Here is a 23,232-nt window from a genome sequence, read left to right as displayed (position 1 = left end):
CTCATTTCTATCTCGGCACTTCTACCATGATATAGGCCTCGACCTGATCGAACTCCTGAAGATCGTTGAATCCTTCAAATACAAGACCGCACTCATAGCCGGAGCGCACTTCTTTGACATCGTCTTTGAAACGTTTGAGGGATGCCAGATTTCCTTCGAAGATCTGGTTTCCTTCGCGGCTGATTCGAACTTTGCAGCCTCTCTGGAACGTTCCGTCCAGTACATAGCTTCCGGCGATCGTTCCGACACCGGATGCCTTGAAGAGCTGACGTACCTCGGCATGGCCGATAACTTTCTCTTCGTAAACCGGCTCAAGCATACCCTTCATGGCTGCCTCAACATCCTCAATTGCCTGGTAGATGACACGGTACAGACGGATGTCTACGCCGTTCTGCTCTGCCATGGATTTTGCGTTCGCATCCGGGCGTACGTTAAATCCGATAATGATGGCGGAAGATGCGGTTGCCAGCATAACGTCGGACTCGTTGATCGCACCGACACCGCCGTGGATGACGCGTACGGCAACTTCCTCGTTGGAGAGTTTGACAAGACTCTGTTTTACTGCCTCGACAGATCCCTGTACATCGGCTTTGACAACGAGTGCCAGTTCTTTTAAGTTACCCTCCTGAATCTGGTTGAACAGATCATCCAGGGACATCTTCGCTTTTGTCTCCTCAAGCAGGTTCTTCTTGTTCTCTGCCACGAAGGTTGCTGCGAAGTTCTTTGCTTCTTTATCGTTATCGGTCTGAACGAGGATCTCTCCTGCGTTCGGAACATCGGAAAGTCCGAGAATCTCAACCGGAGTAGACGGGCCTGCCTCTTTGACGCGGCGTCCCTTATCATCCATCATCGCACGGACTTTACCGGAGCATGCGCCTGCTGCGATGTAATCGCCGACATGCAGGGTACCTTTCTGTACCAGAATGGTAGCAACCGGTCCTTTTCCTTTATCCAGCTCAGCCTCGATGACAAGACCTCTTGCTTTCCGGTTCGGGTTTGCTTTCAGCTCGAGCACTTCGGAAGTCAGAAGGATCATCTCCAGCAGATCGTCGATACCTTCGTTGTTCTTTGCAGATACCGGAACGAATACGGTGCTTCCGCCCCAGTCCTCCGGAATCAGTTCGTACTCGGAGAGCTCCTGTTTTACACGCTCTATGTTTGCGCCTGGTTTATCGATCTTATTGATCGCAACGATGATCTCAACGCCGGCTGCTTTTGCATGGTTGATTGCCTCAACGGTCTGCGGCATCACACCGTCGTCTGCTGCGACAACGAGAATGGCGATATCCGTTGCATTGGCTCCACGCATACGCATAGCGGTGAATGCCTCATGTCCCGGGGTATCGAGGAACGTAATCTTCTGTTTGTTGATCGAAACGGTGTATGCACCGATGTGCTGGGTAATACCGCCAGCCTCGCGGTCGGTGACATGGGTGTTCCGGATGCAGTCCAGAAGAGATGTTTTACCGTGGTCAACGTGTCCCATAACGCAGACTACCGGCGGACGCGGAACCATGTCTTTTTCATCCTCTTCGTCCTCTTTTAAGAGCTCTTCGATCACATCGACTTTCTCTTCCGGCTCAGCGATGATGTTATAATCAAGCGCGATTTCCTGTGCTTTTTCGAAATCGATCTCATGGTTTACGGTAACCATCGTTCCTTCCATGAACAGTTTCTTTACGATGACTGCCGGCTGCATTTTCATCTTCTCAGCCAGCTCGCGGATAGTCATTTTCTCCGGCAGGGTAATCTCCTTTACCTCATCCTTCGGAGCTTCCTGTTTCGGTTTGTTGACCGGTTTCTGGAGCGCTTTCGGGAGTCTGGACTGCTGATGATGTCCCTGGTTCGGACGGTTTCCGCCTCTTCCTCTGTCTTCACTGAATTTATTTTCTCTTAAAGAATCTTTGTTTTTGTCTTTTTCTTTTCTTCCTGTATCACGGCCTGGCTTCTTGATGCCAAGGCTCATTGTATCGCCTGCAGAGCTCTTATGCTCGGTTCTGCGGCGGTCTCCTCCCGGACGGCGGTTCTGATTCTGGGAATCATCATCCTTTCCTGCGAACGGTCTTCCGCCATTATTTCCCGGTCTGCCTCCGTTTGGACGTGCGGAACGCTCACCGAATGGTCTTCCGCTTCTCTCACCGTTTCCGCTTCTTCCGCCGTTATTGCGGTCTCCTCCCGGACGGTCTCCGCTGCGGTTCGGGCGGTCTCCATTGTTTCCGCCGAAGCGGCGCTCTCCCTGCGGACGGTCTCCATTGCGGTTCGGACGATCTCCATTTCCGCCGTTTCCGTTTCCACGGTTCGGACGGTCCTCGCTTCTTCCGTTTCCATTGCGGTTTCCTTCCGGACGGCCGTTTCCGCGGGACGGACGGTCTTTTTTCTGTCCCTGGTTCTTTGTGAACTCTTTTGCTTCTTTACTTGTTGCGTTCTGCGGACGCACAACGGAAATAATTTTCTTTTTCTTCGGTTTTGCCTGCTCTTCCGGTTTCTTCATTTCCATGTTTTCTGTATCTTTCTTTTCCAATGATCTTTTCTCCTCTTTCTGCGGTTTTCGTGTTTCCTGCATCCATCCACCGACCTTTCCGGCCTTACGCCTTACGCTTCTGCCAACAATGCTGCTATTTTTTCTGCAAAATGCGCTTCACATACGGCAAGGGAAGAACGGTATTCTCTTCCGATGGCTCTTCCAAGCTGCTCTTTGTCCCCAAAAAGAATGCATGGCACTTTATAGTATGCACACATATTGCGAAATTTCTTCTGTGTATTGGCCGACGCCGTTTCCGCCAGAATGACAAGGTATGCGCTGCCGCTCTTTACGGCCTGCTCGGTCGCAAATTCGCCGCTCGATACCTTACCCGCCTTCATGGCAAGGCCCAGCATGGATAATCCTTTACTTTGACTGTTCAATCTTCGCAAATGCCTCCTTTAACTGCTCATAAACCTCTGATGGAATTTCTGCCTTCAGAGAACGGGAAAGTCCTTTGTTTTTCATTGCTTTCCCAAGACATTCCAGAGAGCAGACATAAGCACCGCGTCCGTTCATTCTTCCGGTTGTGTCCGGAACAATCGTTCCTTCGGTGGTTTTCACCACGCGGATCATTTCTTTTTTGTTTTTCATTTCATTGCAGCCAATGCATTTACGCAGCGGCACTTTACGAACTGTACTCAAATGCTCATCCCGCCTTTGTTTTTATTTTAATTACTCTTCGTCTCCGGCTTTCTCTGCTGTTTCTACATCATTCTCGTCGAAGTTTTCTTCTGCAGAGATGGTTTCCTCCTCTGCTGCGGACTCATCGTAATTGTCCTCTTCCTCGTATTCCTCTTCTACGTAGTCGAAGTCTCCTGCCTCGCGTGCCTGGGTCTCGCTCTTAATGTCGATCTTGAATCCGGTCAGACGTGCGGCAAGTCTTGCGTTCTGTCCCTCTTTACCGATGGCAAGGGAAAGCTGGTAATCCGGAACGATTACTTTTGCGGTCTTCTCCTCCGGGTCTGCCATAACGGAGATAACTTTTGCCGGGCTCAGTGCGTTCTCGATCAGGAGTGCCGGGTTCTCATCCCATGTAATGATGTCGATCTTCTCTCCGTTCAGCTCATTGACAACCGCGTTGACACGGCTTCCGTTCATACCGACGCATGCGCCGACTGCATCGACGTTCGGATCGTTGGACCATACTGCCATTTTCGTACGGCTTCCTGCCTCACGGGCAATGCTCTTGATCTCTACGATGCCTTCTGCAACCTCGGAAACCTCAGACTCAAAGAGACGTTTTACGAGTTCCGGATGGGTACGGGATACCATGACTTTCGGTCCCTTGGTTGTATTCTTTACTTCCAGAACGTATACTTTCACACGCTGGGTCGGCTCAAATTTCTCGCCTTTGACCTGCTCGTTCTCGGTCAGCAGAGCGTCTACTTTACCGAGGTTGATGCTGACGTTGCGTCCCACATAGCGCTGTACCACACCGGTAACCACATCGTGCTCTTTCTCGAAGTACTGATCAAACAGAACTTTACGCTCTTCCTCACGGATCTTCTGAAGAATGACGTTTTTGGCATTCTGGGTTGCAATACGGCCGAACTCTTTGGATTTGATTTCTACCGGAACGATATCGCCGAGTTCATAGCGGGAGTCTGCACGTTTTGCATCGGAAAGGGCGATCTCCATGATCGGATCCTGTACCAGATCAACAACGGTTTTCTCTGCTACGACTTTGAAATCACCAGTCTGGGCGTTAATGCTTACCTTTACATTATCTGCTTTGCCAAAATGGTTTTTACAGGCCTGGATCAGCGACTGCTCAATTGCCTCAAGCAGGGTATCTTTGCTGATATTCTTCTCTTTCTCAAGAACTTCAAGGGCCTCCATTAATTCTGTATTCATTTTTCTCTTTTCCTCCTGTATCTGCGTCTGTTTAGAAATCAAATGCTAAACGGATCAATGCAATATCGCTTTTCTGGAAGACGCGCTCTGTTCCGTCCTCCTCCAAAATGGTCACACTGTTATCATCATATGCGGTGAGTATTCCGTAAAATTCCCGGTTTCTCTCGATCGCACGGTATGTCCGGATTTCCAGCTCTTTTCCCATGCTTCTCTTATAGTCTTTCTCTTTTTTCAGCGGACGTCCAAGGCCCGGGGAGCTGACCTCCATGATATAGGCGTCATCGATAAAGTCCTCTGCGTCCAGCCGGTCAGAAAATGCACGGCTGACGATTTCGCAGTCATCCACGGTAATTCCGCCTTCTTTGTCGATGTAAGCACGCAGGTACCAGGTACCGCCCTCTTTGACATACTCCACATCCACCAGTTCAAAACCATTGGCTTCTACAATCGGAGTGATCAGTTCTTCTGCCTTCTGTTCGTATTCTTCTCTTCTGCTCAAATCCTCACCACCTTTTTGATTCAGGGAAACTTTCGAAAAATTCTTTCATTTCCCTGTACACAAGAAAGAGTGGACGAAATCGTCCACTCCTTAACAGTCACTTATTAACAACTTTACTATAGCACCTTTTCCGTGCAATTGCAAGGGTTAATTTTCAAAATATCCTTTATTTATCGCCTTTTCCGGCTTTTTTGTTCGCCGGTTCCGGGCAGATGTGGACATCGAGCTGGTTATACGGGATGGAAATTCCCGCCGCGTCAAACTCTTCTTTGATGCGCTCATTCATTTTCCATTTGACCGGCCAGTAATTTTCCGTTGCGACCCAGGCGCGGAGACCGACCGTAATCGCGCTCTCGCCCAGCTCATCTACGAAAAACTGCTGTTCCTCCGACTGAAAATGCGGCTCCTCCTCAACGAGGCGGCGCAGGATGTCCTTCGCTTTTTTGATATCGGACTCATAAGAAATGCCGACTTTGATCTCCAGCTTTCTCCGGTCCATCGCCGTCACGTTGATGATGGTGTGGTTCGTCAGATTAGCGTTCGGGATCATGATGGTACGGTTGTCGATGCTGTTGATTGTCGTATAATACATCTCAATCTTCTTAACCGTTCCCTCCTGACCTTCGCCCGGAAAAATGATGTAGTCACCGACCTTAAATGGTTTCAGCAGCAGAATCATCACGCCGCCTGCAAAGTTTGAGAGGCCGCCCTGCAGTGCCAGGGATACGGCAACGCCGGCGGAGGCGATGGCTGCTGCGATCGACGCTTCGGATACGATACCGAGCTGAACGATAATGGTCAGCACCAGCAGCGTGTTCAGACTGTATTTCACCATGGAAACGGTGAAACTGACCACCGCCTCCTCCGTGTGAAAACGCCGCATGTTTTTCCGGATCAGACCACAGAGCCACAGGATCAGTTTGCGTGCAACCAGAAACAGAATTACCGCAAACACGATCTTCAGCACCAGATCGGCAGCCGAAGAGGCCTTGTCGATCCAGTATTCATAGACGCGTTCCGCCGCTGTCAGATTCACCATGTGTTATCTCTCCTCTGTCTCGAATTTTCTCTGCAGCTCCTCGCCGAGTTCACTCATGCCTGTGCTTTTTTTCGTTTTTGTCTCTGGTTTTGCCTCTGATTTTGCTTCCGACTTGGTTTCCGGCTTTGTTTCCGGCTTTGTAGCCGGCTTCTTTTCCGGATCGGCGGCTGCGCGGTATTTTTCCACGGCTTTTGCTGCCTCTGCCGCTGCGGATTTTCCGGCTTTCACCAGCTTGTCCACCGTCTGCTCTACCGTTTTCACCGGTTTGCTATCAATCGCCTGCTTTACGGCTTTCTCCACCTTCTCTGTCGCAGTCGTAGTTCCCTGCTTTTTCTCTGCGGTTTTCACCGTTTTTTCCGATACCTTTTTCTCTGCTTTTTGGGCAGTCTTTGTTGTTTTCTTTGCTTTTACTGCTTTTACTGCTTCTTCCGTTTTTCCAGCCGGTTTTCCCTTCTTTCCGGTTTTCTTCTCTGCTGCCGCTTTCGCTGCAGTTTTTGCCTTTGCGCTCTTATTGCTTGCAGCGCCCGTCTCCGGCTTCGTATAAGAAAATACCTGAACAGAAAGCGGTGCGAGTTTTACGGTAATCGAGTTTTTCCGCTCGTCGCACTCTGTTTTTTTCGACATTTTCACGCGTGGATTTCCGACGCCTGTTCCGCCATAGCTTTCCGCATCGCTGTTGAACATCTCTTTGTACTTTCCTGGATACGGCACACCAATGCGGAAATCATCGTACTCGACATTCGAGAAGTTGCATATGACAAGCAGCGTATCTTCTTTCTTCCTTGTTCTGCGAAGGAAGATCAGAAGATTCTTTTCCCACTCCATGCCATTGATCCACTCAAAGCCCTCCGGCTTTTCGTCAAGCTGATACAATGCCGGATTTGCTTTGTAGAATGCATGAAGTGCCGCCATATAGTTCTTTAACTGCAGATGTTTCTTGTCCTCAAGAAGCTCCCAGGACAGGGACTGTTTCTCATTCCACTCTTTTTCCTGTCCAAATTCCTGTCCCATAAACAGAAGCTTCTTTCCGGGATGCACCATCTGATAAGCGTACGCCAGACGAAGATTTGCCATTTTCTGCTCCGGTGTACCCGGCATTTTGGTATACATAGACCCTTTCAGGTGAACCACTTCATCGTGCGACAGACTCAGCATGAATTTCTCCGAGTATGCATATACCATAGAAAAAGTCAGCTGATCGTGATGTGCCCCGCGGTATACCGGATCGTTTTTCATATATTCCGTAAAATCATTCATCCAGCCCATGTTCCACTTGTAGTCGAAGCCAAGTCCTTCATCGTCGAGTTCTCCCGTCACCTTCGGCCATGCGGTCGATTCCTCTGCGATAAGAAGCGCATCCGGGAACTCTTTTTTGAAGATGGAGTTCAGATGTTTTAAAAATTCGATTGCCTCAAGGTTCTCATTTCCGCCGTAGATATTTGCGACCCACTCCCCGTCCTGCTTGCCATAATCAAGATACAGCATCGATGCAACCGCATCCATACGGATTCCGTCGGCATGGTACTCTTTTGCCCAGAAAAGCGCATTGGCGATCAGGAAGTTCTTTACTTCCGGTCTGCCGTAATTGTAAATCAGCGTGCCCCAGTGTGGATGGGATCCCTGTCTCGGGTCAAAATGCTCGTACAGACACGTTCCATCAAACGCAGAAAGTCCGAAGGTATCGCGCGGGAAGTGTGCCGGTACCCAGTCGAGAATAACACCAATGTCGTTCTGGTGCATCGTATCCATAAAATAGCGGAAGTCATCCGGCGTTCCGTATCGTGCTGTCGGTGCGTAATAGCCCGTTACCTGATAACCCCAGGATTCATCGAGCGGATGCTCCATCACCGGCATCAGCTCAACATGGGTGTAGCCGAGCTCTTTCACATAAGAAGCCAGCATCGGAGCGATCTCACGGTAGTTATAAAATTCACGGCCATCGTCCGGTTTTTTCCAGGAGCCAAGATGCACTTCATAAACAGAAATCGGCGCTTTGTCGCCCTGTGTGACACCACGCTTCTTCATCCAGTTCTCATCCTGCCAGGCATATTTTCCAAGATCAACCACAACACTCGCATTGTTCGGACGCAGCTGTGCTGCATTCGCGTATGGATCCGATTTCAGATACGTCAGACCGCCCTTTGCCTTAATTTCATATTTATAGATGTCGCCCGCGCGAACACCGGGGATAAAGAGCTCGTAGATTCCGGACTCCAGAAGATTCATCTGATATGCTCTTCCGTCCCAGTTATTGAAATTTCCGACAACACTGACACGGATCGCATTCGGTGCCCAGACAGCGAAGTAAACACCGCTGATACCATCGATCTTTACCGGGTGTGCACCCAGCTTCTCATAGATGGAATAACAGATGCCGTTTTCAAACTGTTTCTGTTCCTGCTCGGTGAACTGCATCGGATAGGCGTACGGATCGTAATGCTCCATCTGGTTTCCGTCGCCGTCCCAGTAGATCAGCGTATAGGACGGAATTTTCTTTCCTGGAAGCAGCACAGCGAAAAATCCCGCCTCATCCTCGCAAACCATCTCGGTCTGTTTTCCGTCGCGGATCGTATGTACGGCTGCACGGGTTGCGCCCGGGAAAAACGCCTGAATCAAAATACCATCCTCCGTTACGCGCGGTCCCAAGATGTCTCTTGGATGATTTTCCTCGGAATAGACCACGGCTTCTATTTCCGCCCAATCCATATAATCGTATAATTTTTCTTCCATTTTCAAAATTATAACCCCTCCTTTTTTATTTTACGTGCTCTCGCTGCTGCTTCCCCCATACAAAATCGCATAAAAAAGCACTCATTCATGCCAGAGCGTGTTTGAAAAAAGCTTTTCGTGAGCTGCGAGTCCCATTTTCAGCCCAAACGGTCTGCAGCAACCGGATAAGGTCAAAACAGATCGCGAAGTGGGGCTTGCAGATTGTGGAAATGATTTTTCAAACTCTGATTTTATTCTACCATCCTAACCGCGATTGTACAATGCAAATCTGGTTTGTTTTTTTATTCTGTTTTTTATTTATTCACCGCTGTCACGGAAAACTTTCCGTCTGTGGTCTGAATCTCATTGTTCTCAAACCAGACGCTGTAAATTTTCTGTGAAGCCAGTGTTTTCAGGAGCTCCCCGGAAAGCGATTCGGCCTGATAATCGAAAAATGCTGCAAGCAGCGTATCAGCACAGCCATATTCACCAGAATAGACGATCAGTTCTGATGCTGCCGTGTGGTCTTTTCCGTCTGACGCGCTAAGATACGGCGTGCGCATCGTTCCGTCCTGATACTGGTAATAGCGGTACGTATCGGGACTGCCCGCCTGGTAAGCGTGGAAAAATACGATGCTTTTCGGTCCCTCGTACATCATCGTTCCATGTGACTGAATTTCATTCCCGGAAAGATGGTACAGCGGGTACTGGTACTCTTTTTCCCCTGTTTCATCGAGACAGCGCACAAATCCGTCCTTGCTGGAAATAATGCCGAGCTGATAGCCCTCGCCGCGGATCGTGTCCGCCAGATAGTCAATCAAAAAAGCATTTTTCATCCAGAAAAAGTCGAGATACGCCGTGTAGCCCATCTCTGCGGCATATGCCTGATACGCATCCGACACATGCAGGCAGACCTGGTTTTCTCCCGGGAATTCCATGGAAATGTCATCCGGGTTCTGCGCAAAGGCTGCGACGGCTGCCGCTTCCTCTGCCGCATCATCATCCTTCTCCGGATCGAACTGTGCTGCGGCCGCATCATCATTGCTCATGCAGAGATTTTCCAGTGACGCGTACAGCGGTCCCAGATAGATTTCCCGGCAGTTGGCATCGGATACTTTTTTCAGGGCATCGTACAAAACCGGATCTACCGTCATAACTTCGTTTGGATGCTGGTTGATATCGTACAGGTTTGTCACATCATCGAAACTCTCGTCGATATTGAAAAGCCGGTAGCCCTTCACCGCCGCATCGGTATAAATCAGCGAGAGTGCCTTTGCCTCCCCGCCCGCCGATACGCCGCCTGCACCGACATTATATTTCAGTGTGAAATCCTCGCTGCAGTTCAGCTCCGAGCCCGCCTTCACGCTGATTTCGCGCCAGCCGGAATCGCCGCGCAGAAAATTCATAAAACCATACACCAGAAAACCGGATCCGATCGCCAGAAACAGTACCACAAGCACGATGCGCCGTCCGACATTCTTTTCAGAGAGCTGAACTTTCTGCACCGGCTTCGGCTGCCGTCTGTTTGGATCTTTTACTGTTCTTCCCATTCTTTTACTCCTCTTACTTTAAGTTCTCCCCTTCATTCGCACTGTGTTTTATTGTCCCAGAAAATATGTCTCCCGTCAAGTAAAACGGCACAAAAAAAAGCAGCGCCGGAATCAAAAGACTTTCGATTCTGACACTGCTTTGCTTTTCACAGTCTGCTATAGGACAACCAAAATCAATGCAATAATAAAGATCAGGAGAATCACGGCCAGTACGGCGAATCCGTACAGCGCGCCCTGCTTACATGCTTTATAGTTGTGATAGTACTGTTTCTTTTTGTATACCATTGCTGCGATAATACCGATGATCGGGAAGAAGAACGACAGCACTTTGTACCAGATGCTTCCGGTATCGTGAAGCGGAGTTTTCAGGAACTCATCTTCTGCCTTGGAAAGATGAACCTCGTGGTTCTCCTCTTTTACTTTCTCGCCAGGCTTTCTGATGGTGATCGGCTGCAGCGGCTCTCCCTTTTCACGGAGTGCCTTGTACTCTTTGATCTCTTTCTTGTTTCCGTATACAAAGTGGTTGTGTCCGATATCCACGAACTCCGGTTTGTCCACGGAATAATCGTGAATGGACGGATCGTAGGTGTACAGCACTTTGTTCTTCTCAAGCTGCGGATCCGGAATCGGGATCGCAGAGATCAGGGAATGGGTGTATGGATGCAGCGGGAAGTTGAACAGCTCCTCTGCGTCCGCAACCTCTACGATATTTCCTTTGTAGATAACACCGATACGGTCGGAAATGAACCGTACGATGGAAAGGTCATGGGCGATAAACAGATAAGTAACCTGTTTTTCTCTCTGGAATTTCTTCAGCAGATTGAGGACCTGGGCACGAATCGATACGTCCAGTGCGGAGATCGGCTCATCGGCTACAACCAGCTCCGGCTCCATAACCATGGCACGGGCCAAACCAATACGCTGGCGCTGTCCGCCGGAGAACTCATGTGGGTAACGGGTCAGGTGCTCCGGCAGAAGACCAACTTCGTTGATCATGTTCTCTACCTTTTTCACACGGTCTGCCTCGTTCTCGTACAGATGGAAGTTGTAAAGACCCTCGGATACGATGTAATCGACCGTCGCACGCTCATTTAACGATGCGGCAGGATCCTGGAATACCATCTGAATGTTTCGGATAACCTCCCGGTCCAGGGAATGCGGAATCTTGCCGGAAATTTTAACACCCTTGTACAGGATCTCTCCTGCGGAACACGGGTTGACACGAATGACCGCACGGCCGATCGTGGTCTTTCCGGAACCGGACTCGCCTACGAGGGAGAAGGTTTCTCCCTTGTAGATGTCAAAAGAAGCATTTTTTACCGCTTTGACTGCGTCATCGCCCTTGCCGAAAGTGATATCTACATTTTTTACCTGCAGTAAGATTTCTCTTCCATTTTCGTCAATCGGACCATGCTCCGGCAGATGCGAAACAGTGGTCTTGCTTTCCTGCTTTGTAGACACTTTCAAACTCTCCTATAAGTTGTATGCTTTTAATAATTTTTCGTGAATATTCTGAATTGCCTCCGGCTTCTCCGTCTTCGGTGCTCTCGGATCCAGCAGCCAGGTTTTGGCGTAATGGGTATCCGTTACTTTGAACATCGGCGGCTCTTCCAGTGTGTCGATTTTCAGACAGTACTGGTTACGCGGCGCGAACGGGTCTCCGATAATTTTGTTGTACAAAGACGGCGGGGTACCGGTAATCGAGAACAGCTTTGTATTCCGCTCCGCAAGCTGCGGCAGGGAAGAAAGCAGTGCCCAGGTGTACGGATGGCGCGGGTCGTAGAACAGCTCTTCTACATTCGCAAACTCGATGATCTGTCCTGCGTACAGAACGGCAACACGGTCAGCGATATTCGCTACGACACCAAGGTCGTGGGTAATAAACACGATAGTGTAGTTGTACTCTTTCTGAAGATCCTTGATCAGCTTCAGGATCTGTGCCTGAATCGTAACGTCCAGCGCAGTTGTCGGCTCATCGCAGATGAGGATCTTCGGACGGCAGGAAAGTGCAATCGCGATAACGATACGCTGTCTCATACCGCCGGAATACTGGAACGGATAATCATCGAAACGCTGCTCTGCGTTCGGAATACCAACCTTTTCCATCAGCTCAAGCGCCTGTGCTCTCGCTTCCACCTCGCTGACATCCTGATGTTTCATAATAACAGAAGTGATCTGTTTTCCGATCGTGATGATCGGGTTCAGGGAAGTCATCGGGTCCTGGAATACGGTTGCAATTTTCTTACCACGGATCTGGCCCCAGTCATTCGGGTCCTGGATTTTTGCCAGGTTGATGATGCAGGTTCCGTGGAGCTGCTCCGGTGTCTCATCCAGATAGCGTACGCGGAAGGTAGCCTGGTCAAAAACGCCGTTTCGCTTCTGCTCATCGTTCAGATCCACACCGCGCTCCATTGCAGCTTTGAATGCCTCGTGCAGCTTTTTGATCATGCGGACTTTTTTGCGCAGTTTGTAACGTCCAACGGAAAGATAGATCTCTTTGGCAAGAATCTCATTTCTCTTTCTTGTCTCGTCCGTAATTTCTTTTGCTGTCAGGCCGGCATACTCTTTTTTGTACTCTGCCATCTTTGCATCATACGCCTGATTGTAGGCCGTATCGTTCATGGCAGCCTGTTTGTGTGCCTTGATTTTTTCCTCTTTTGCTTTCTGCAGAGCCTTGATCTCTCCATCCAGTCTGGAAATCTCGGCAGATGTCTCTTTGATTTTCGCTTTTTCTTTGGAAGTATCGAGTGTCTGCTTATAGTTGAAAAGTTCGGTTCTCTTTATTACAAGTTCCTTGATTTCAGCATCTGCTTTCTCACGCTCTTCCTCGCTCAGCGTCATTTTTTCTTCTTTTTCCTGCTCCAGCGCCTTCATTTTCAGGAATACTTCTGAACCATATTCCAGTTTGGAATACTCATTCAGTTTTTCCCAGGTGGATGCGATGGTCTTTTTCGCATAAGAGTTCAGCGGCACAACGGTATCGCTCAGCTCGGCATCGTTGAAAATGATATCTCCCTGGTCAATGAAGCCGTTGCTGTCCAGCATGCCCGCAAACGCTTTTGTAAATACGGATTTACCGGCGCCGGACTCTCCTACGATAGCAATGGACTCATTCTCGTAAATATCCAGCGTTACGCCCCGGATTGCCGTCAGGATACGGCCGCGGACACGGAATTTTACCTGTAAGTCCTTAATCGATAATAATACTTTTTTATCTTCCATGCGGCTTTCCTTCCTACATATGTGTTCTCGGGTCGGACGCATCTCCAAGGTTCTGTCCAACTACATATAATACTACGGTGATGATTGAAGCGACAACAACCGGGCTCCAGAACTCGAATCCCCATCGGTGTCAGCATGGCACCCTCAGCCTCATAGATCAGTCTTCCCAGAGACATGTCAGAAAGTCCCATACCGATGTAAGCCAGGAACACCTCGTAAGAGATGTAGGACGGAATCTCAGTTGCCGCCAGAGTAACAATGACAGATGTCATAAACGGGAGAATATTCTTCATCGCAATGCGGAAAATCGAAGTTCCAAGACATTTTGATGCCAGATTATACTCTCTGTCACGGATGATAACGACCTGCGTACGGATAAAGTACGCGATGGCAAGCCATCCGGTAACGGTCAGTGCAAATACCATGGTCCAGAAGCTCGGAGAAAAGATAAGCACCAGGACGGAGATCAGAAGTACATACGGAATATTTCCGATGATGTTGTAAACCTCCATCATGAAGACATCAACCTTCTTCGAAAATCCCCAGACAGATCCGACAATCACACCAATCGAAAGGTTGATGAGCGCACAGATAAATGCCAGGGAAACTGAAATTCTGGAACCAAACCAGACAGCATCAAAGGTCGACTGTCCGGAAGCACCGGATCCTAAAATCCAGTGAATATTGAATCCAAGCTGCTGCAATGCTTTGCTTGGAGACAGATGTTTTGTCGCGCCGTTCATCAGATTGGCGAAACGGTCGTACTCCACAAAGAGCGGATACACATACGTCATCAGCAGAATCACACCCAGGAGGCAAAGTACGGCAATATTGATTTTTTTCTTAAAAAATACGCGGAACACGGAATGCCAGTAGGAATATCTCGGAGCCGTAATTTTCTCAGACTCCAGAGAGCTGTTATCTACAGGAGAAAACAGTTCTTCCTCAGACAGACCGAATTTATCTAAATCATAATTCATAAGTCCCTACCTGTCTTTCGTTGAGAATGAGATTCGCGGATCCACCATGGACATCAAAACGTCGCCCAGGATGATGGAAATCACGGAGAGCACTGCGTAGAACAGTGTAACACCTACGATAACACCATTATCATATTTGCTGATTGCTTCGGTCAGCAGATTACCGGCACCAGGTACTACGTACACACGCTCGGTGATGATGGCTCCGGTCAGTGCGAACAGTACGCTCGCCGGAACACCCTGTACGATCGGAATCGCTGCGTTCTTCAAAATGTGTTTCGTAAAGATTTCTCCCTCTGTCAGTCCACCGGATCTTGCGAATTTTACGTAATCGGAGTTCATCTGGTCGATCATGTATCGACGCAGCCATTTCATCAGGTTTGCCACCTGCGGCAGTGCCAGAGAAACGATCGGCAGAATATACATCAGCTTGCTCTTCGAATCCATGTCAAAGGTGGTTGGCAGACCCATTTTTCCTCCGATTGCCTTAAACAGGAAGATATAGGCCAGTGAAGGTACTGCTATAATGAATACAATATAGATGGTTCCAAGCTGGTCAACCAGTTTGTCTTTCTTTCTCGCCATCAGAATGCCAAGCGGCACTGCGATGAGATAGGAAAGAATCACGGCAATGATACCGATCACAAAGGAATAGCCGATTTTTGATTTACCACTCTTAACTGTATCCACGTTGGTATAGTCATCTGTGAACCGATCGGAATGAACAGCGCTTGCATCCTGAGATTCGCTCATATACGTTGCGCTGTGCAGATCGTCTGCACTGTATTCCACCAGACCGCTTGGGTAGGTATCTCCGATTTTACGTAGGATCCCTGCGCGCGGGTCATGGTCAGTGCTACATCCACACCCTCATTTACGGAATAGGACTTTCCTAAATTTATGGTGATTATATTCTGATGGAAATATGGGAATTTTGAGTCAAAGTACATCAGGTACTTGTGTGTTGTGCCATTTCCCATGATGGCCGGTGAAAATTTCTTTCCCCCATATACCGGATCGTGTAAGGTAAATGTAATCCCCCTCTTACCTTCTACCTTTGCAGCATCGTGAATGCTGTCGATGTCAATCAAACCGGAAAAATATTTTCCGAGACGTGTTGCAAGCGGAATATCCCTGTATGCAAACAGCTGCTGCTGTCCGCCGTTGGCATATTTTTTCTTACCCATCATGATCGCATCGTATCTTCTTACGGTGTAACCTTTTGCTTTATAATAAGCTGTAAATTCCTTTACATATTCAGATACCAGTTCTGAATCCTGGTCTTTCGTTCTTCCGAATGCTACTGCTTTGGATCTCGTATCCTCGTCAATTTCGCCTTTTGCTTTGAGAGCGTTCAAATAATCTGCATAGGTTACATAATCAAGATATCCGTATGTCTCCCACTTCTGATATTTGTACACCTTTTTCTGGTTATTGCTCTGATGGGAATAGGTGGTATCCTGTGCGAAAATCAGATTTCGGTCCATCAGAGAATAGATCATAGTCATAACGCATCCAACGACGATTACTACGGAAACAAGGCCATGCAACAAACGCTTAAAAAGATATTTTGTCATATTCTCTCATTCCTTAACACAATATGACAGGGGAATGGCTTTTTTTGTCCCCATCCCCCTGCCGGTTTATTCATTGGCTTTCAACTGTTCTGGTCTTTCCAATTTTACCTTTTCCAAAATTAGAAGATACCGAAACATTTGGTCATGTATCCTTCGTAGTCCGGAAGCATGGTATCCAGATAAGAGCACGGATCACCAAAGTCCGGACCCCATCCGGAGACATCATATACGTCGTAGTTTTGTTCATAACCATAGTTTACATAGTATCCTGCATAGTACCATCCATCCAGGTCTACGGCATCAACCAGATTGATCACAACTTTTCCGCCAAGGGCAGCCTCTACTGATTTCTTGTAGGAGTTTGCTTTGTTGGTGTAAACTTCTACTGCAGACGGATATGGATACTCAATCTGGATCGGGTTGCTCTCATCGATGGTGATACCGTCTTCTGCGAGCTCCTCGATTGCGGTATTCAGTTCTTCTACTGCGTTTTCCGGATTGTACCATCCATCAAAACCATCGCTGGTCTTGTTTTCGGCATCCCATACTTTGATCTTCACGCCGTCGGCGTCGATCTGTTTCTGTACGATTTCACCATAGTAGGTGCCTGCCGGGAAGGTTGTGTCGGTTCCGTTGATCTGAATGGTAGTGTCTTTTGACAGGCTTACGAAATATCCCGGGGTAAAGGTATTTCTAAGGGAAGTATACTTCAGATCCTCGCCAACCTGCTGTGCATTGTAAGCGCCACGATCTGCTGCAAAGCTGATCGCTCTTCTGAAGTGAACGTTCTGCAGTGCTTTGTTTGTTCTCTGGATTTCTTCGTCAGACTTTGTACTCTTTGCTGTTGTTCCGTCGTTGGCATTTGCAGTCGCAGTACGGTTGATATTGTAGAATCCCATGAAGGAAGTAGCGTCGGTATCTGAAACTACTGCGTACTGGTCGTACAGACCTTCGGATTTTGCTGTCTCCATAGTGGAGGTGTTCAGGTTTACATAGTCAACGGTACCTGCTTTTGCATCTGTGTACATTTTGGTAACATCAGACTGGTCATTGAACAGCCAGGTCAGGGTTTTAATGTTTACGTTGTCTTTGTTCCAGTAAGAATCGCTCAGTTTAAATACGATGGTATTTTTCGCTGTAGCGTTGGTTACCAGGTACGGTCCGCAGTATGCGATGGAGTTGGAATCTTTTCCGTACTGATAATCTGCTGCGGAAGAATCGTACTCAGCACCGAATTTACCACCCTGGGACTGATAGTAGCTTCTGCTCATCGGCATGAAGATGGTGTAGCCCAGCATGGTCATGAAGTAGCTGCATGGCTCTTCCAGTGTGTACTCTACGGTATAGTCATCAACAGCTTTTACACCAACCTCGTCGAAATCGGTAACTTCACCGCTGATGTACTGGGATACGTTTTTGATCACGCCCTGTACCAGGTATTCCAGACCGCCCTGTGCATCACACATGTGCTGCATTCCGGCCACGAAGTCATCTGCTTTTACAGTATCCACTTCACGTCCCTGGGAATCGGTCCATTTTACATCTTTACGAAGGTGGAAGGTATAGGTCAGTCCGTCATCGGATACTTCATAGGATTCTGCCAGTGCCGGCTGCAGAGTTCCCTCTACATCGTACTCCATCAGTCCGTCATAGGTATTGATGATCGCATCGGTATCTGCCGCACGGGAAGTTGCAAGTCCGTCCCATGTTACCGGATCGCTCGCATACGGCATGGAGAAGCTGTCTTTTAAGGTGTAACCTTTTCCTGCCAGATATTCTTTTACCCAGCTCTCATAGGTTCCTGTTCCTTTAAGCTCATCCCATTTTGCTCTCATTTCGTTGTAATCTTCTGCCTTGATAAAGTCAGTTGTTACAACATACTGATGATAACGGTCTTTATCGCTTCCCCAAAGTGTATAGTCCTTGGTGCGCGGAGCCATTCTGTACATCGCGTACATACCACCTCTTGAGATGAGCGGGTACATCATGGCAGACTCCATCAGTTTTCCCTCGGCAACTGCCATCAGGGCATATCTCTCATCCACCGTTTCTGCTTCCTTTGCAGTAGCAAGTGCATCGTTGAAATCTCCCAGTGCCTCATTGTAGAGCTCTGTGCTGGTCTCGTCGTATCCTTCCGGCATTTCGGATTCCTCTGCCTCGGCTTCGCTCTCACTGCTTGCAGATGCGCTTGCATCACTTTCGGAAGATGCGCTGCTGCTTACGCTTACACTCTCATCTGCCGGATCAGAACTTCCGCTGCCGGAATTTCCGCAGGCAACCAGGCTTGCAGTCATACTCATAACAAGTAATGCGCTTACAATTTTTCTTTTCATAATTCTTCCTAACTCCTTTCATGGATTCGCGTTGTTTTTGCATCATCCGGACATTTGCCGGAACGGCTTCGCCATTCCACCGTTTTTCATTTTGGCACTTTACCACATTAAAACGAATAGTACAAAAAGGAGATGCGTCCAACAAGATTTGTTTTCTTCATCCCTCATGCCCGTACATTTGTCCGTTTGTCCAAAAACAACTGGGTTCATTATAACCAGAACTCGCTCCATTTGTCAATATCCGATGCAGGGGAAAAGTGTATAAACTGCATTTAAAGTCATCAAAATCCTCTATTTTTCTCTTTTTGGGTATTGTTCTGATGCCGTTTTTCTATTTTCCTGTATTCTTCGGTTTTATAATGAAAAAAAGATTACACAAATAATTGTTTCTTTCCATTTGCGTTCTGCAGCACTGTCTTTTTGTATTTGTTTCAGATTTTGCTCCGGGAAAGAATCCTGCTGGACGAAAAAACAGACTTCTGAAAATCACATTTCTTCTTATCTAAAAGCGTCATACTGTTTTTTACTTTCGTTTTTTACTTTCGTTTCCTTCTTTTACAAAGCAAAGCCTTCCATGAAGACCGCTCACACCGAAATCACTTTCTTGTTACTGTTCACTCCGTTCTCAGTAACACGCTTCGCGATGCACAGAATTTATGCTAACCGCATAAATTCGCGCTGTATGTCTCGGGATTTTGGCATATTCATGCCAAAACGCCTCGCGGGATAGTAGCGTGTGAACAGTAACACTTTCTTACTTTTTGTCTTCGACAGTCTCCGGACTATTGACATCAAAAAAAAATCCTGCTAATATTAATTTTAATAAGGAACCAGTGCAGTACACGGAAAACAGGCACCGCACGCGGCGTCTCTGATATCCTTGTCGGATACAGCAGACGCTTTTTTGCTTTTTTGCTTTCTTGTGTATCATCACTTCTGCATCCGTATCCGCACGAAAAGAAAAAAGGAGACTTCTTTTATGTATCTTTATAATTCTGCAACCCATAAAAAAGCTGAATTCCTGACACACACACCGGGCCGTGTAGAAATGTACACCTGCGGACCTACCGTTTATCATTTTGCGCACATCGGAAACCTGCGCAGTTATATTATGGAGGATGTCCTGGAAAAGGCACTCCGCTATGAAGGCTACGACGTCAACCGTGTCATGAATATCACCGATGTCGGCCATTTAAGCTCCGATGCGGACACCGGCGAGGACAAGATGGTCAAAGGTGCAAAGCGCGAGCACAAAACAGTCATGGAAATCGCACAGTATTACACCGATGCATTCTTTGCGGATTGCAAAAAGCTGAATATCAAGCGCCCGGATGTCGTACAGCCGGCAACGGGATGCATTGACGAATATATCAAAATCATCGAAAAGCTGATGGACACCGGCTACGCTTACTTTGCCGGCGGAAATGTTTACTTTGACACCAGCCGCCTCGATCACTACTACGTATTCAACGACCACGACGAGGATGACCTCGCGGTCGGTGTGCGTGAGGGCGTAGAGGAAGATACAAACAAACGCAACAAAAATGATTTCGTTCTCTGGTTTACGAAATCCAAATTTGAGAACCAGGCCTTGAAATGGGATTCCCCGTGGGGCGTCGGTTATCCGGGATGGCACATCGAGTGCTCCGGTATCTCCATGAAATACAATGGCGAATACCTTGACCTGCACTGCGGCGGCGTAGACAATGCATTCCCGCACCACACGAACGAGATCGCACAGTCCGAAAGCTATCTTGGCCACGCCTGGTGCCCGCAGTGGTTCCATGTACATCACCTGAATACATCGACTGGAAAGATGTCGAAATCGAAAGGTGAGTTTTTAACCGTTTCTCTTCTTGAGGAAAAAGGTTATGATCCTCTCGTCTACCGTTTCTTCTGCCTCCAGTCTCATTACCGTAAGGCGCTTGTCTTCACCTGGGAAAACCTGGACAACGCCAAAATTGCCTACGACAAGCTGATCGCCCGCATCGCCGCTTTAGACCCGAAAGACGGACCGGCCGAGGAAGCTTCTATGACTGCTTTAAAAGAGAAATTCCAGAAAGCGCTCGATGCCGACCTCAACACCTCGCTTGCCATCACAACGCTGTACGATGTGTTAAAAGCAGACATGCATGATGCTGCAAAGCTGGCGCTTCTCGACAGTTTCGATCAGGTACTCGGTCTTTCCCTTCTCGCTCATGCAGATGCGAAGAGAAAAGAGGCTGCAAAGACAACTTCTGCTTCCACCGCGTCCGGCTATCAGATTACCGGCGAAGGAGATCCGGAAATTGATGCTCTTGTTCTGAAACGATATGAGCAAAAAAAGCCAAAAACTTTGCAGAAGCAGATAAAATCCGCGATGACCTGAAAGCCAGGCATTGAAGTTGCTGATGTACGCGGCGGAGCCGTCTGGAAACGGATCTGAAAATCTTTTCGTAACCATACATTACAGGCAAAGAGAACTGTCCCAGGGCAGTTCTCTTTTTTGTGCTATTCTTTACCCAAAGGAAGTCAAACAGCAGTAACTTCTGCCGTTCTTGACAAGAAAAGGCGGACCCCTGTTTTCGGGCACCGCCTTTTCCTGTCACTTTTTGATTTTCTTTGATTCTCTTTATTTAATGATACGAACCTTTAATACACCATCAACTGCTTCGAGGGCTTTTACTATCTCCTCGGTTGCTTCGCTTTCCAGATCCATCATCGTGTAAGCGTAATCTCCTTTACCTTTGTTTGTCATATCGCTGATGTTGACATCCGCATTACCCATAACGGTTGTGAAGGCTCCCAGCATACCTGGGATATTCTTGTGGCAGATCGTCACACGGCCTGCGCCTGTGCATACGCCCATGCTGCAGTTCGGGAAGTTGACGGAGTTTTTGATGTTTCCGTTCTCCAGAAAATCGCGGATTTCCTTAACTGCCATTACAGCACAGTTATCCTCGGACTCTTTGGTGGATGCTCCAAGGTGCGGGGTAACGATCGTTCCTTCTGCGCCGACTACTCTCGGGTTTGCAAAGTCGGTTACGTATTTCTTCATCTTGCCGGCCTTTAAAGCCTCCAGAACGGCATCCTCGTCAACTAGAAGGTCTCTTGCATAGTTCAGAAGAACGACGCCGTCTTTCATCTCATCAATTGCTGCTTTGTTGATCATGCCCTTTGTGCTGTCCATCAGCGGCACATGGATAGTGATGTAATCGCAGGTGCGGTAGATATCTTCCACGTTCTGGATGTGATGAATGTCGCGGGACAGATTCCATGCTGCATCGACGGAGATGTATGGATCATATCCGTATACTTCCATGCCAAGGTGCGTCGCTGCATTTGCTACAAGCTGTCCGATCGCGCCAAGTCCGATGATACCGAGTTTCTTTCCGCTGATCTCACAGCCGGCAAATTTCTTTTTCTGTTTTTCTGCTGTCTTTGCGATGTCGCCGTCTTCTTTGTCGCTCTTCACCCATTCGATACCGCCTGCGATATCACGGGATGCCAGCAGCATGCCGGCAAGCACGAGCTCTTTGACACCGTTTGCATTGGCTCCCGGTGTGTTGAAGACCACGATACCCTGCTCTGCGCAGTCGGCAAGCGGAATGTTGTTGACACCGGCCCCTGCTCTTGCTACAGCGAGGAGGCTCTTCGGCAGCTCCATGCCGTGCATGGCTGCACTTCTGACGAGAACCGCATCGGCTCCCTCCAGACTCTCGGTCTGCTGATAGTTTTCATTAAAGTTTGCAAGGCCTACGCCTGCAATCGGATTTAAGCAATGATACTGAAACATTAGAGATTTTCCTCCTCGAACTTTTTCATGAAGGCTACGAGTGCTTCTACGCCTTTTTTCGGCATTGCATTGTAGATGCTTGCACGCATACCACCGACGGTACGATGGCCTTTCAGGTTTTCAAGTCCGGCTTCCTTGGACTCTTTGACGAATTTTGCATCCAGATCTGCATTTCCGGTGATAAACGGAACGTTCATCAGAGAACGGTCTTCCGGTACGACGGTTCCTTTGAAGAGCTTGCTCTGATCCAGGAAATCGTACAGAAGTTTTGCTTTTTCTTCGTTGCGCTGTTTCATAACTTCCAGGCCGCCCATTTTCTTCAGCCATTTGAATACCTTGCCGCACATATAGATGCAGTAGCAGTTCGGTGTATTGTACAGGGATCCTGCGTCTGCGTGTGTCTTGAATTTCATCATGGTCGGTGTTCCCGGCAGGACATCGTCGGTGATCAGATCGTCACGGATAATGGAGATCACCATGCCGGCAGGTCCGATGTTTTTCTGGACACCGCCGTAGATGATGCCGTAATCAGAGACATTGACAGGTTCGGAGAGGAAACAGGAGGAGACGTCTGCCACCAGGGTTTTGCCCTTGGTATTCGGCAGTTTTTTGTATTTGGTTCCGTAAATGGTGTTGTTTTCACAGATATAAACATAATCGGCATCCGGGCTGATGGCAAGATCGCTGCAGTCCGGGATGTAGGAAAATGTTTTGTCCTCAGAGGAGGCAATTTTGTTTGCCTTTCCGTATTTCTGTGCCTCTGCGTATGCTTTCTTTGCCCACTGGCCTGTTACGATGTAATCTGCGACACCGTTTTTCATCAGGTTCATCGGGATCATGGAAAACTGCAGCGATGCACCGCCCTGGAGAAACAGGACTTTGTAATTTGACGGGATTCCCATCAGGTCACGAAGGTCTGCTTCTGCCTCATCGATGATGTTCTGGAATACTTTGGAACGGTGGCTCATCTCCATGACGGACATGCCGCATCCGCGGTAATCCAGCATTTCCTCCTGGGCTTCTTTCAACACTTCCTCTGGCAGAACCGCCGGTCCTGCGGAAAAATTATAGACTCTGCTCATTTTTTTGTCCTCCTGTTTCTCTTACTGCTTTATATTACTTGGAAACCACCGTTTCTATACCGGTGGTTTCCATTGTAATCTTATGTAT

The 23,232-nt window shown here is 48.2% G+C and carries 17 protein-coding genes and 1 pseudogene; 2 read left to right on the top strand and 16 right to left on the bottom strand.

Features of this window, described 5'->3' with window-relative positions:
- Positions 1-7: 7 nt before the first annotated feature.
- The 7 genes from infB to glgB all read right to left on the bottom strand — a co-directional run bounded on the left by infB (position 8) and on the right by glgB (position 8,646).
- Positions 8-2,563 carry a translation initiation factor IF-2 gene (infB, locus tag DXA93_RS10925; protein ID WP_119208311.1) on the bottom strand — a complete coding sequence of 852 codons (2,556 nt, stop codon included), beginning with the start codon at positions 2,561-2,563 and terminating at the stop codon, positions 8-10.
- A 29-nt stretch (positions 2,564-2,592) separates the two neighbouring features.
- A complete protein-coding gene (locus tag DXA93_RS10920) occupies positions 2,593-2,904 on the bottom strand; it encodes a L7Ae/L30e/S12e/Gadd45 family ribosomal protein (protein ID WP_055221524.1) in 312 nt (103 codons plus the stop codon).
- Positions 2,888-3,166, bottom strand: a complete 279-nt coding sequence (rnpM, locus tag DXA93_RS10915; RefSeq protein WP_022462929.1) for an RNase P modulator RnpM — start codon at positions 3,164-3,166, stop codon at positions 2,888-2,890. The genes DXA93_RS10920 and rnpM overlap by 17 nt, the downstream gene beginning before the upstream one ends.
- 30 nt (positions 3,167-3,196) lie before the next feature.
- Positions 3,197-4,378 carry a transcription termination factor NusA gene (gene nusA, locus DXA93_RS10910; RefSeq protein WP_117509187.1) on the bottom strand — a complete coding sequence of 394 codons (1,182 nt, stop codon included), beginning with the start codon at positions 4,376-4,378 and terminating at the stop codon, positions 3,197-3,199.
- Positions 4,379-4,409: 31 nt separating this feature from the next.
- The gene (gene rimP, locus DXA93_RS10905; protein ID WP_022462927.1) at positions 4,410-4,877 is read right to left on the bottom strand and encodes a ribosome maturation factor RimP; all 468 of its coding nucleotides are present in this window, start codon (positions 4,875-4,877) and stop codon (positions 4,410-4,412) included.
- 166 nt (positions 4,878-5,043) lie between these two features.
- A complete protein-coding gene (locus DXA93_RS10900) occupies positions 5,044-5,916 on the bottom strand; it encodes a mechanosensitive ion channel family protein (protein ID WP_055265441.1) in 873 nt (290 codons plus the stop codon).
- A 3-nt stretch (positions 5,917-5,919) separates the two neighbouring features.
- A complete protein-coding gene (gene glgB / locus DXA93_RS10895) occupies positions 5,920-8,646 on the bottom strand; it encodes a 1,4-alpha-glucan branching protein GlgB (protein WP_119208326.1) in 2,727 nt (908 codons plus the stop codon).
- A gap of 101 nt (positions 8,647-8,747) precedes the next feature.
- On the opposite strand from glgB, the gene DXA93_RS20930 reads away from it, so the two are divergent.
- A complete protein-coding gene (locus DXA93_RS20930; RefSeq protein WP_369123058.1) occupies positions 8,748-9,026 on the top strand; it encodes a DUF6783 domain-containing protein in 279 nt (92 codons plus the stop codon).
- Here DXA93_RS20930 and DXA93_RS10890 read toward each other — a convergent pair.
- From DXA93_RS10890 to DXA93_RS10865, 7 genes are all read right to left on the bottom strand, one after another.
- The gene (locus DXA93_RS10890; RefSeq protein ID WP_055221528.1) at positions 8,940-10,175 is read right to left on the bottom strand and encodes a hypothetical protein; all 1,236 of its coding nucleotides are present in this window, start codon (positions 10,173-10,175) and stop codon (positions 8,940-8,942) included. The two genes, DXA93_RS20930 and DXA93_RS10890, sit on opposite strands and share 87 nt — an antisense overlap.
- 156 nt (positions 10,176-10,331) lie before the next feature.
- Positions 10,332-11,636 carry an ATP-binding cassette domain-containing protein gene (locus DXA93_RS10885; RefSeq protein WP_305764420.1) on the bottom strand — a complete coding sequence of 435 codons (1,305 nt, stop codon included), beginning with the start codon at positions 11,634-11,636 and terminating at the stop codon, positions 10,332-10,334.
- A gap of 12 nt (positions 11,637-11,648) precedes the next feature.
- On the bottom strand, positions 11,649-13,397 hold the full coding sequence (oppD, locus tag DXA93_RS10880) for an oligopeptide ABC transporter ATP-binding protein OppD (RefSeq protein WP_055265439.1): 1,749 nt from the start codon (positions 13,395-13,397) through the stop codon (positions 11,649-11,651).
- The gene (locus DXA93_RS10875; protein WP_243109211.1) at positions 13,352-14,377 is read right to left on the bottom strand and encodes an ABC transporter permease; all 1,026 of its coding nucleotides are present in this window, start codon (positions 14,375-14,377) and stop codon (positions 13,352-13,354) included. Before DXA93_RS10875 ends, oppD begins: the two co-directional genes overlap by 46 nt.
- Before the next feature lie 6 nt (positions 14,378-14,383).
- Positions 14,384-15,169, bottom strand: coding sequence for an ABC transporter permease (locus DXA93_RS18550; protein WP_242998540.1), 786 nt, complete (start codon positions 15,167-15,169; stop codon positions 14,384-14,386).
- Complete coding sequence (locus DXA93_RS18545) at positions 15,127-15,954, bottom strand: hypothetical protein (protein ID WP_242998537.1); 828 nt, start codon at positions 15,952-15,954, stop codon at positions 15,127-15,129. The genes DXA93_RS18550 and DXA93_RS18545 overlap by 43 nt, the downstream gene beginning before the upstream one ends.
- Before the next feature lie 119 nt (positions 15,955-16,073).
- On the bottom strand, positions 16,074-18,287 hold the full coding sequence (locus DXA93_RS10865; protein ID WP_117814391.1) for an ABC transporter substrate-binding protein: 2,214 nt from the start codon (positions 18,285-18,287) through the stop codon (positions 16,074-16,076).
- A 979-nt stretch (positions 18,288-19,266) separates the two neighbouring features.
- On the opposite strand from DXA93_RS10865, the pseudogene cysS reads away from it, so the two are divergent.
- Positions 19,267-20,712, top strand: a pseudogene (gene cysS, locus DXA93_RS10860) (cysteine--tRNA ligase).
- Positions 20,713-20,898: 186 nt separating this feature from the next.
- Here cysS and DXA93_RS10855 read toward each other — a convergent pair.
- Together DXA93_RS10855 and serC are read right to left on the bottom strand one after the other, a co-directional pair.
- Entirely contained in the window at positions 20,899-22,062 is a 1,164-nt protein-coding gene (locus DXA93_RS10855; protein WP_119208309.1) for a phosphoglycerate dehydrogenase, read from the bottom strand.
- The gene (serC, locus tag DXA93_RS10850) at positions 22,062-23,144 is read right to left on the bottom strand and encodes a 3-phosphoserine/phosphohydroxythreonine transaminase (protein ID WP_119208307.1); all 1,083 of its coding nucleotides are present in this window, start codon (positions 23,142-23,144) and stop codon (positions 22,062-22,064) included. Before serC ends, DXA93_RS10855 begins: the two co-directional genes overlap by 1 nt.
- Positions 23,145-23,232: the final 88 nt, after the last annotated feature.

The sequence above is a fragment of the Blautia sp. OF09-25XD genome, from assembly GCF_003482095.1.
GTDB classification, from domain to species: domain Bacteria; phylum Bacillota; class Clostridia; order Lachnospirales; family Lachnospiraceae; genus Fusicatenibacter; species Fusicatenibacter saccharivorans.
The sequence above is the reverse complement of the archived record's forward strand: the minus strand, read 5'-3'. Positions and strand labels throughout refer to the sequence as shown.

What these genes read in the sequence shown, in the direction of transcription:
- infB (WP_119208311.1), bottom strand. Translation starts at nt 2,563, where the DNA reads ATGCAGGAAACACGAAAACCGCAGAAAGAGGAGAAAAGATCATTGGAA.
- nusA (WP_117509187.1), bottom strand. Translation starts at nt 4,378, where the DNA reads ATGAATACAGAATTAATGGAGGCCCTTGAAGTTCTTGAGAAAGAGAAG.
- DXA93_RS10900 (WP_055265441.1), bottom strand. Translation starts at nt 5,916, where the DNA reads ATGGTGAATCTGACAGCGGCGGAACGCGTCTATGAATACTGGATCGAC.
- glgB (WP_119208326.1), bottom strand. Translation starts at nt 8,646, where the DNA reads ATGGAAGAAAAATTATACGATTATATGGATTGGGCGGAAATAGAAGCC.
- DXA93_RS10890 (WP_055221528.1), bottom strand. Translation starts at nt 10,175, where the DNA reads ATGGGAAGAACAGTAAAAGATCCAAACAGACGGCAGCCGAAGCCGGTG.
- oppD (WP_055265439.1), bottom strand. Translation starts at nt 13,397, where the DNA reads ATGGAAGATAAAAAAGTATTATTATCGATTAAGGACTTACAGGTAAAA.
- DXA93_RS10875 (WP_243109211.1), bottom strand. Translation starts at nt 14,377, where the DNA reads ATGAATTATGATTTAGATAAATTCGGTCTGTCTGAGGAAGAACTGTTT.
- DXA93_RS18545 (WP_242998537.1), bottom strand. Translation starts at nt 15,954, where the DNA reads ATGACAAAATATCTTTTTAAGCGTTTGTTGCATGGCCTTGTTTCCGTA.
- DXA93_RS10865 (WP_117814391.1), bottom strand. Translation starts at nt 18,287, where the DNA reads ATGAAAAGAAAAATTGTAAGCGCATTACTTGTTATGAGTATGACTGCA.
- DXA93_RS10855 (WP_119208309.1), bottom strand. Translation starts at nt 22,062, where the DNA reads ATGTTTCAGTATCATTGCTTAAATCCGATTGCAGGCGTAGGCCTTGCA.
- serC (WP_119208307.1), bottom strand. Translation starts at nt 23,144, where the DNA reads ATGAGCAGAGTCTATAATTTTTCCGCAGGACCGGCGGTTCTGCCAGAG.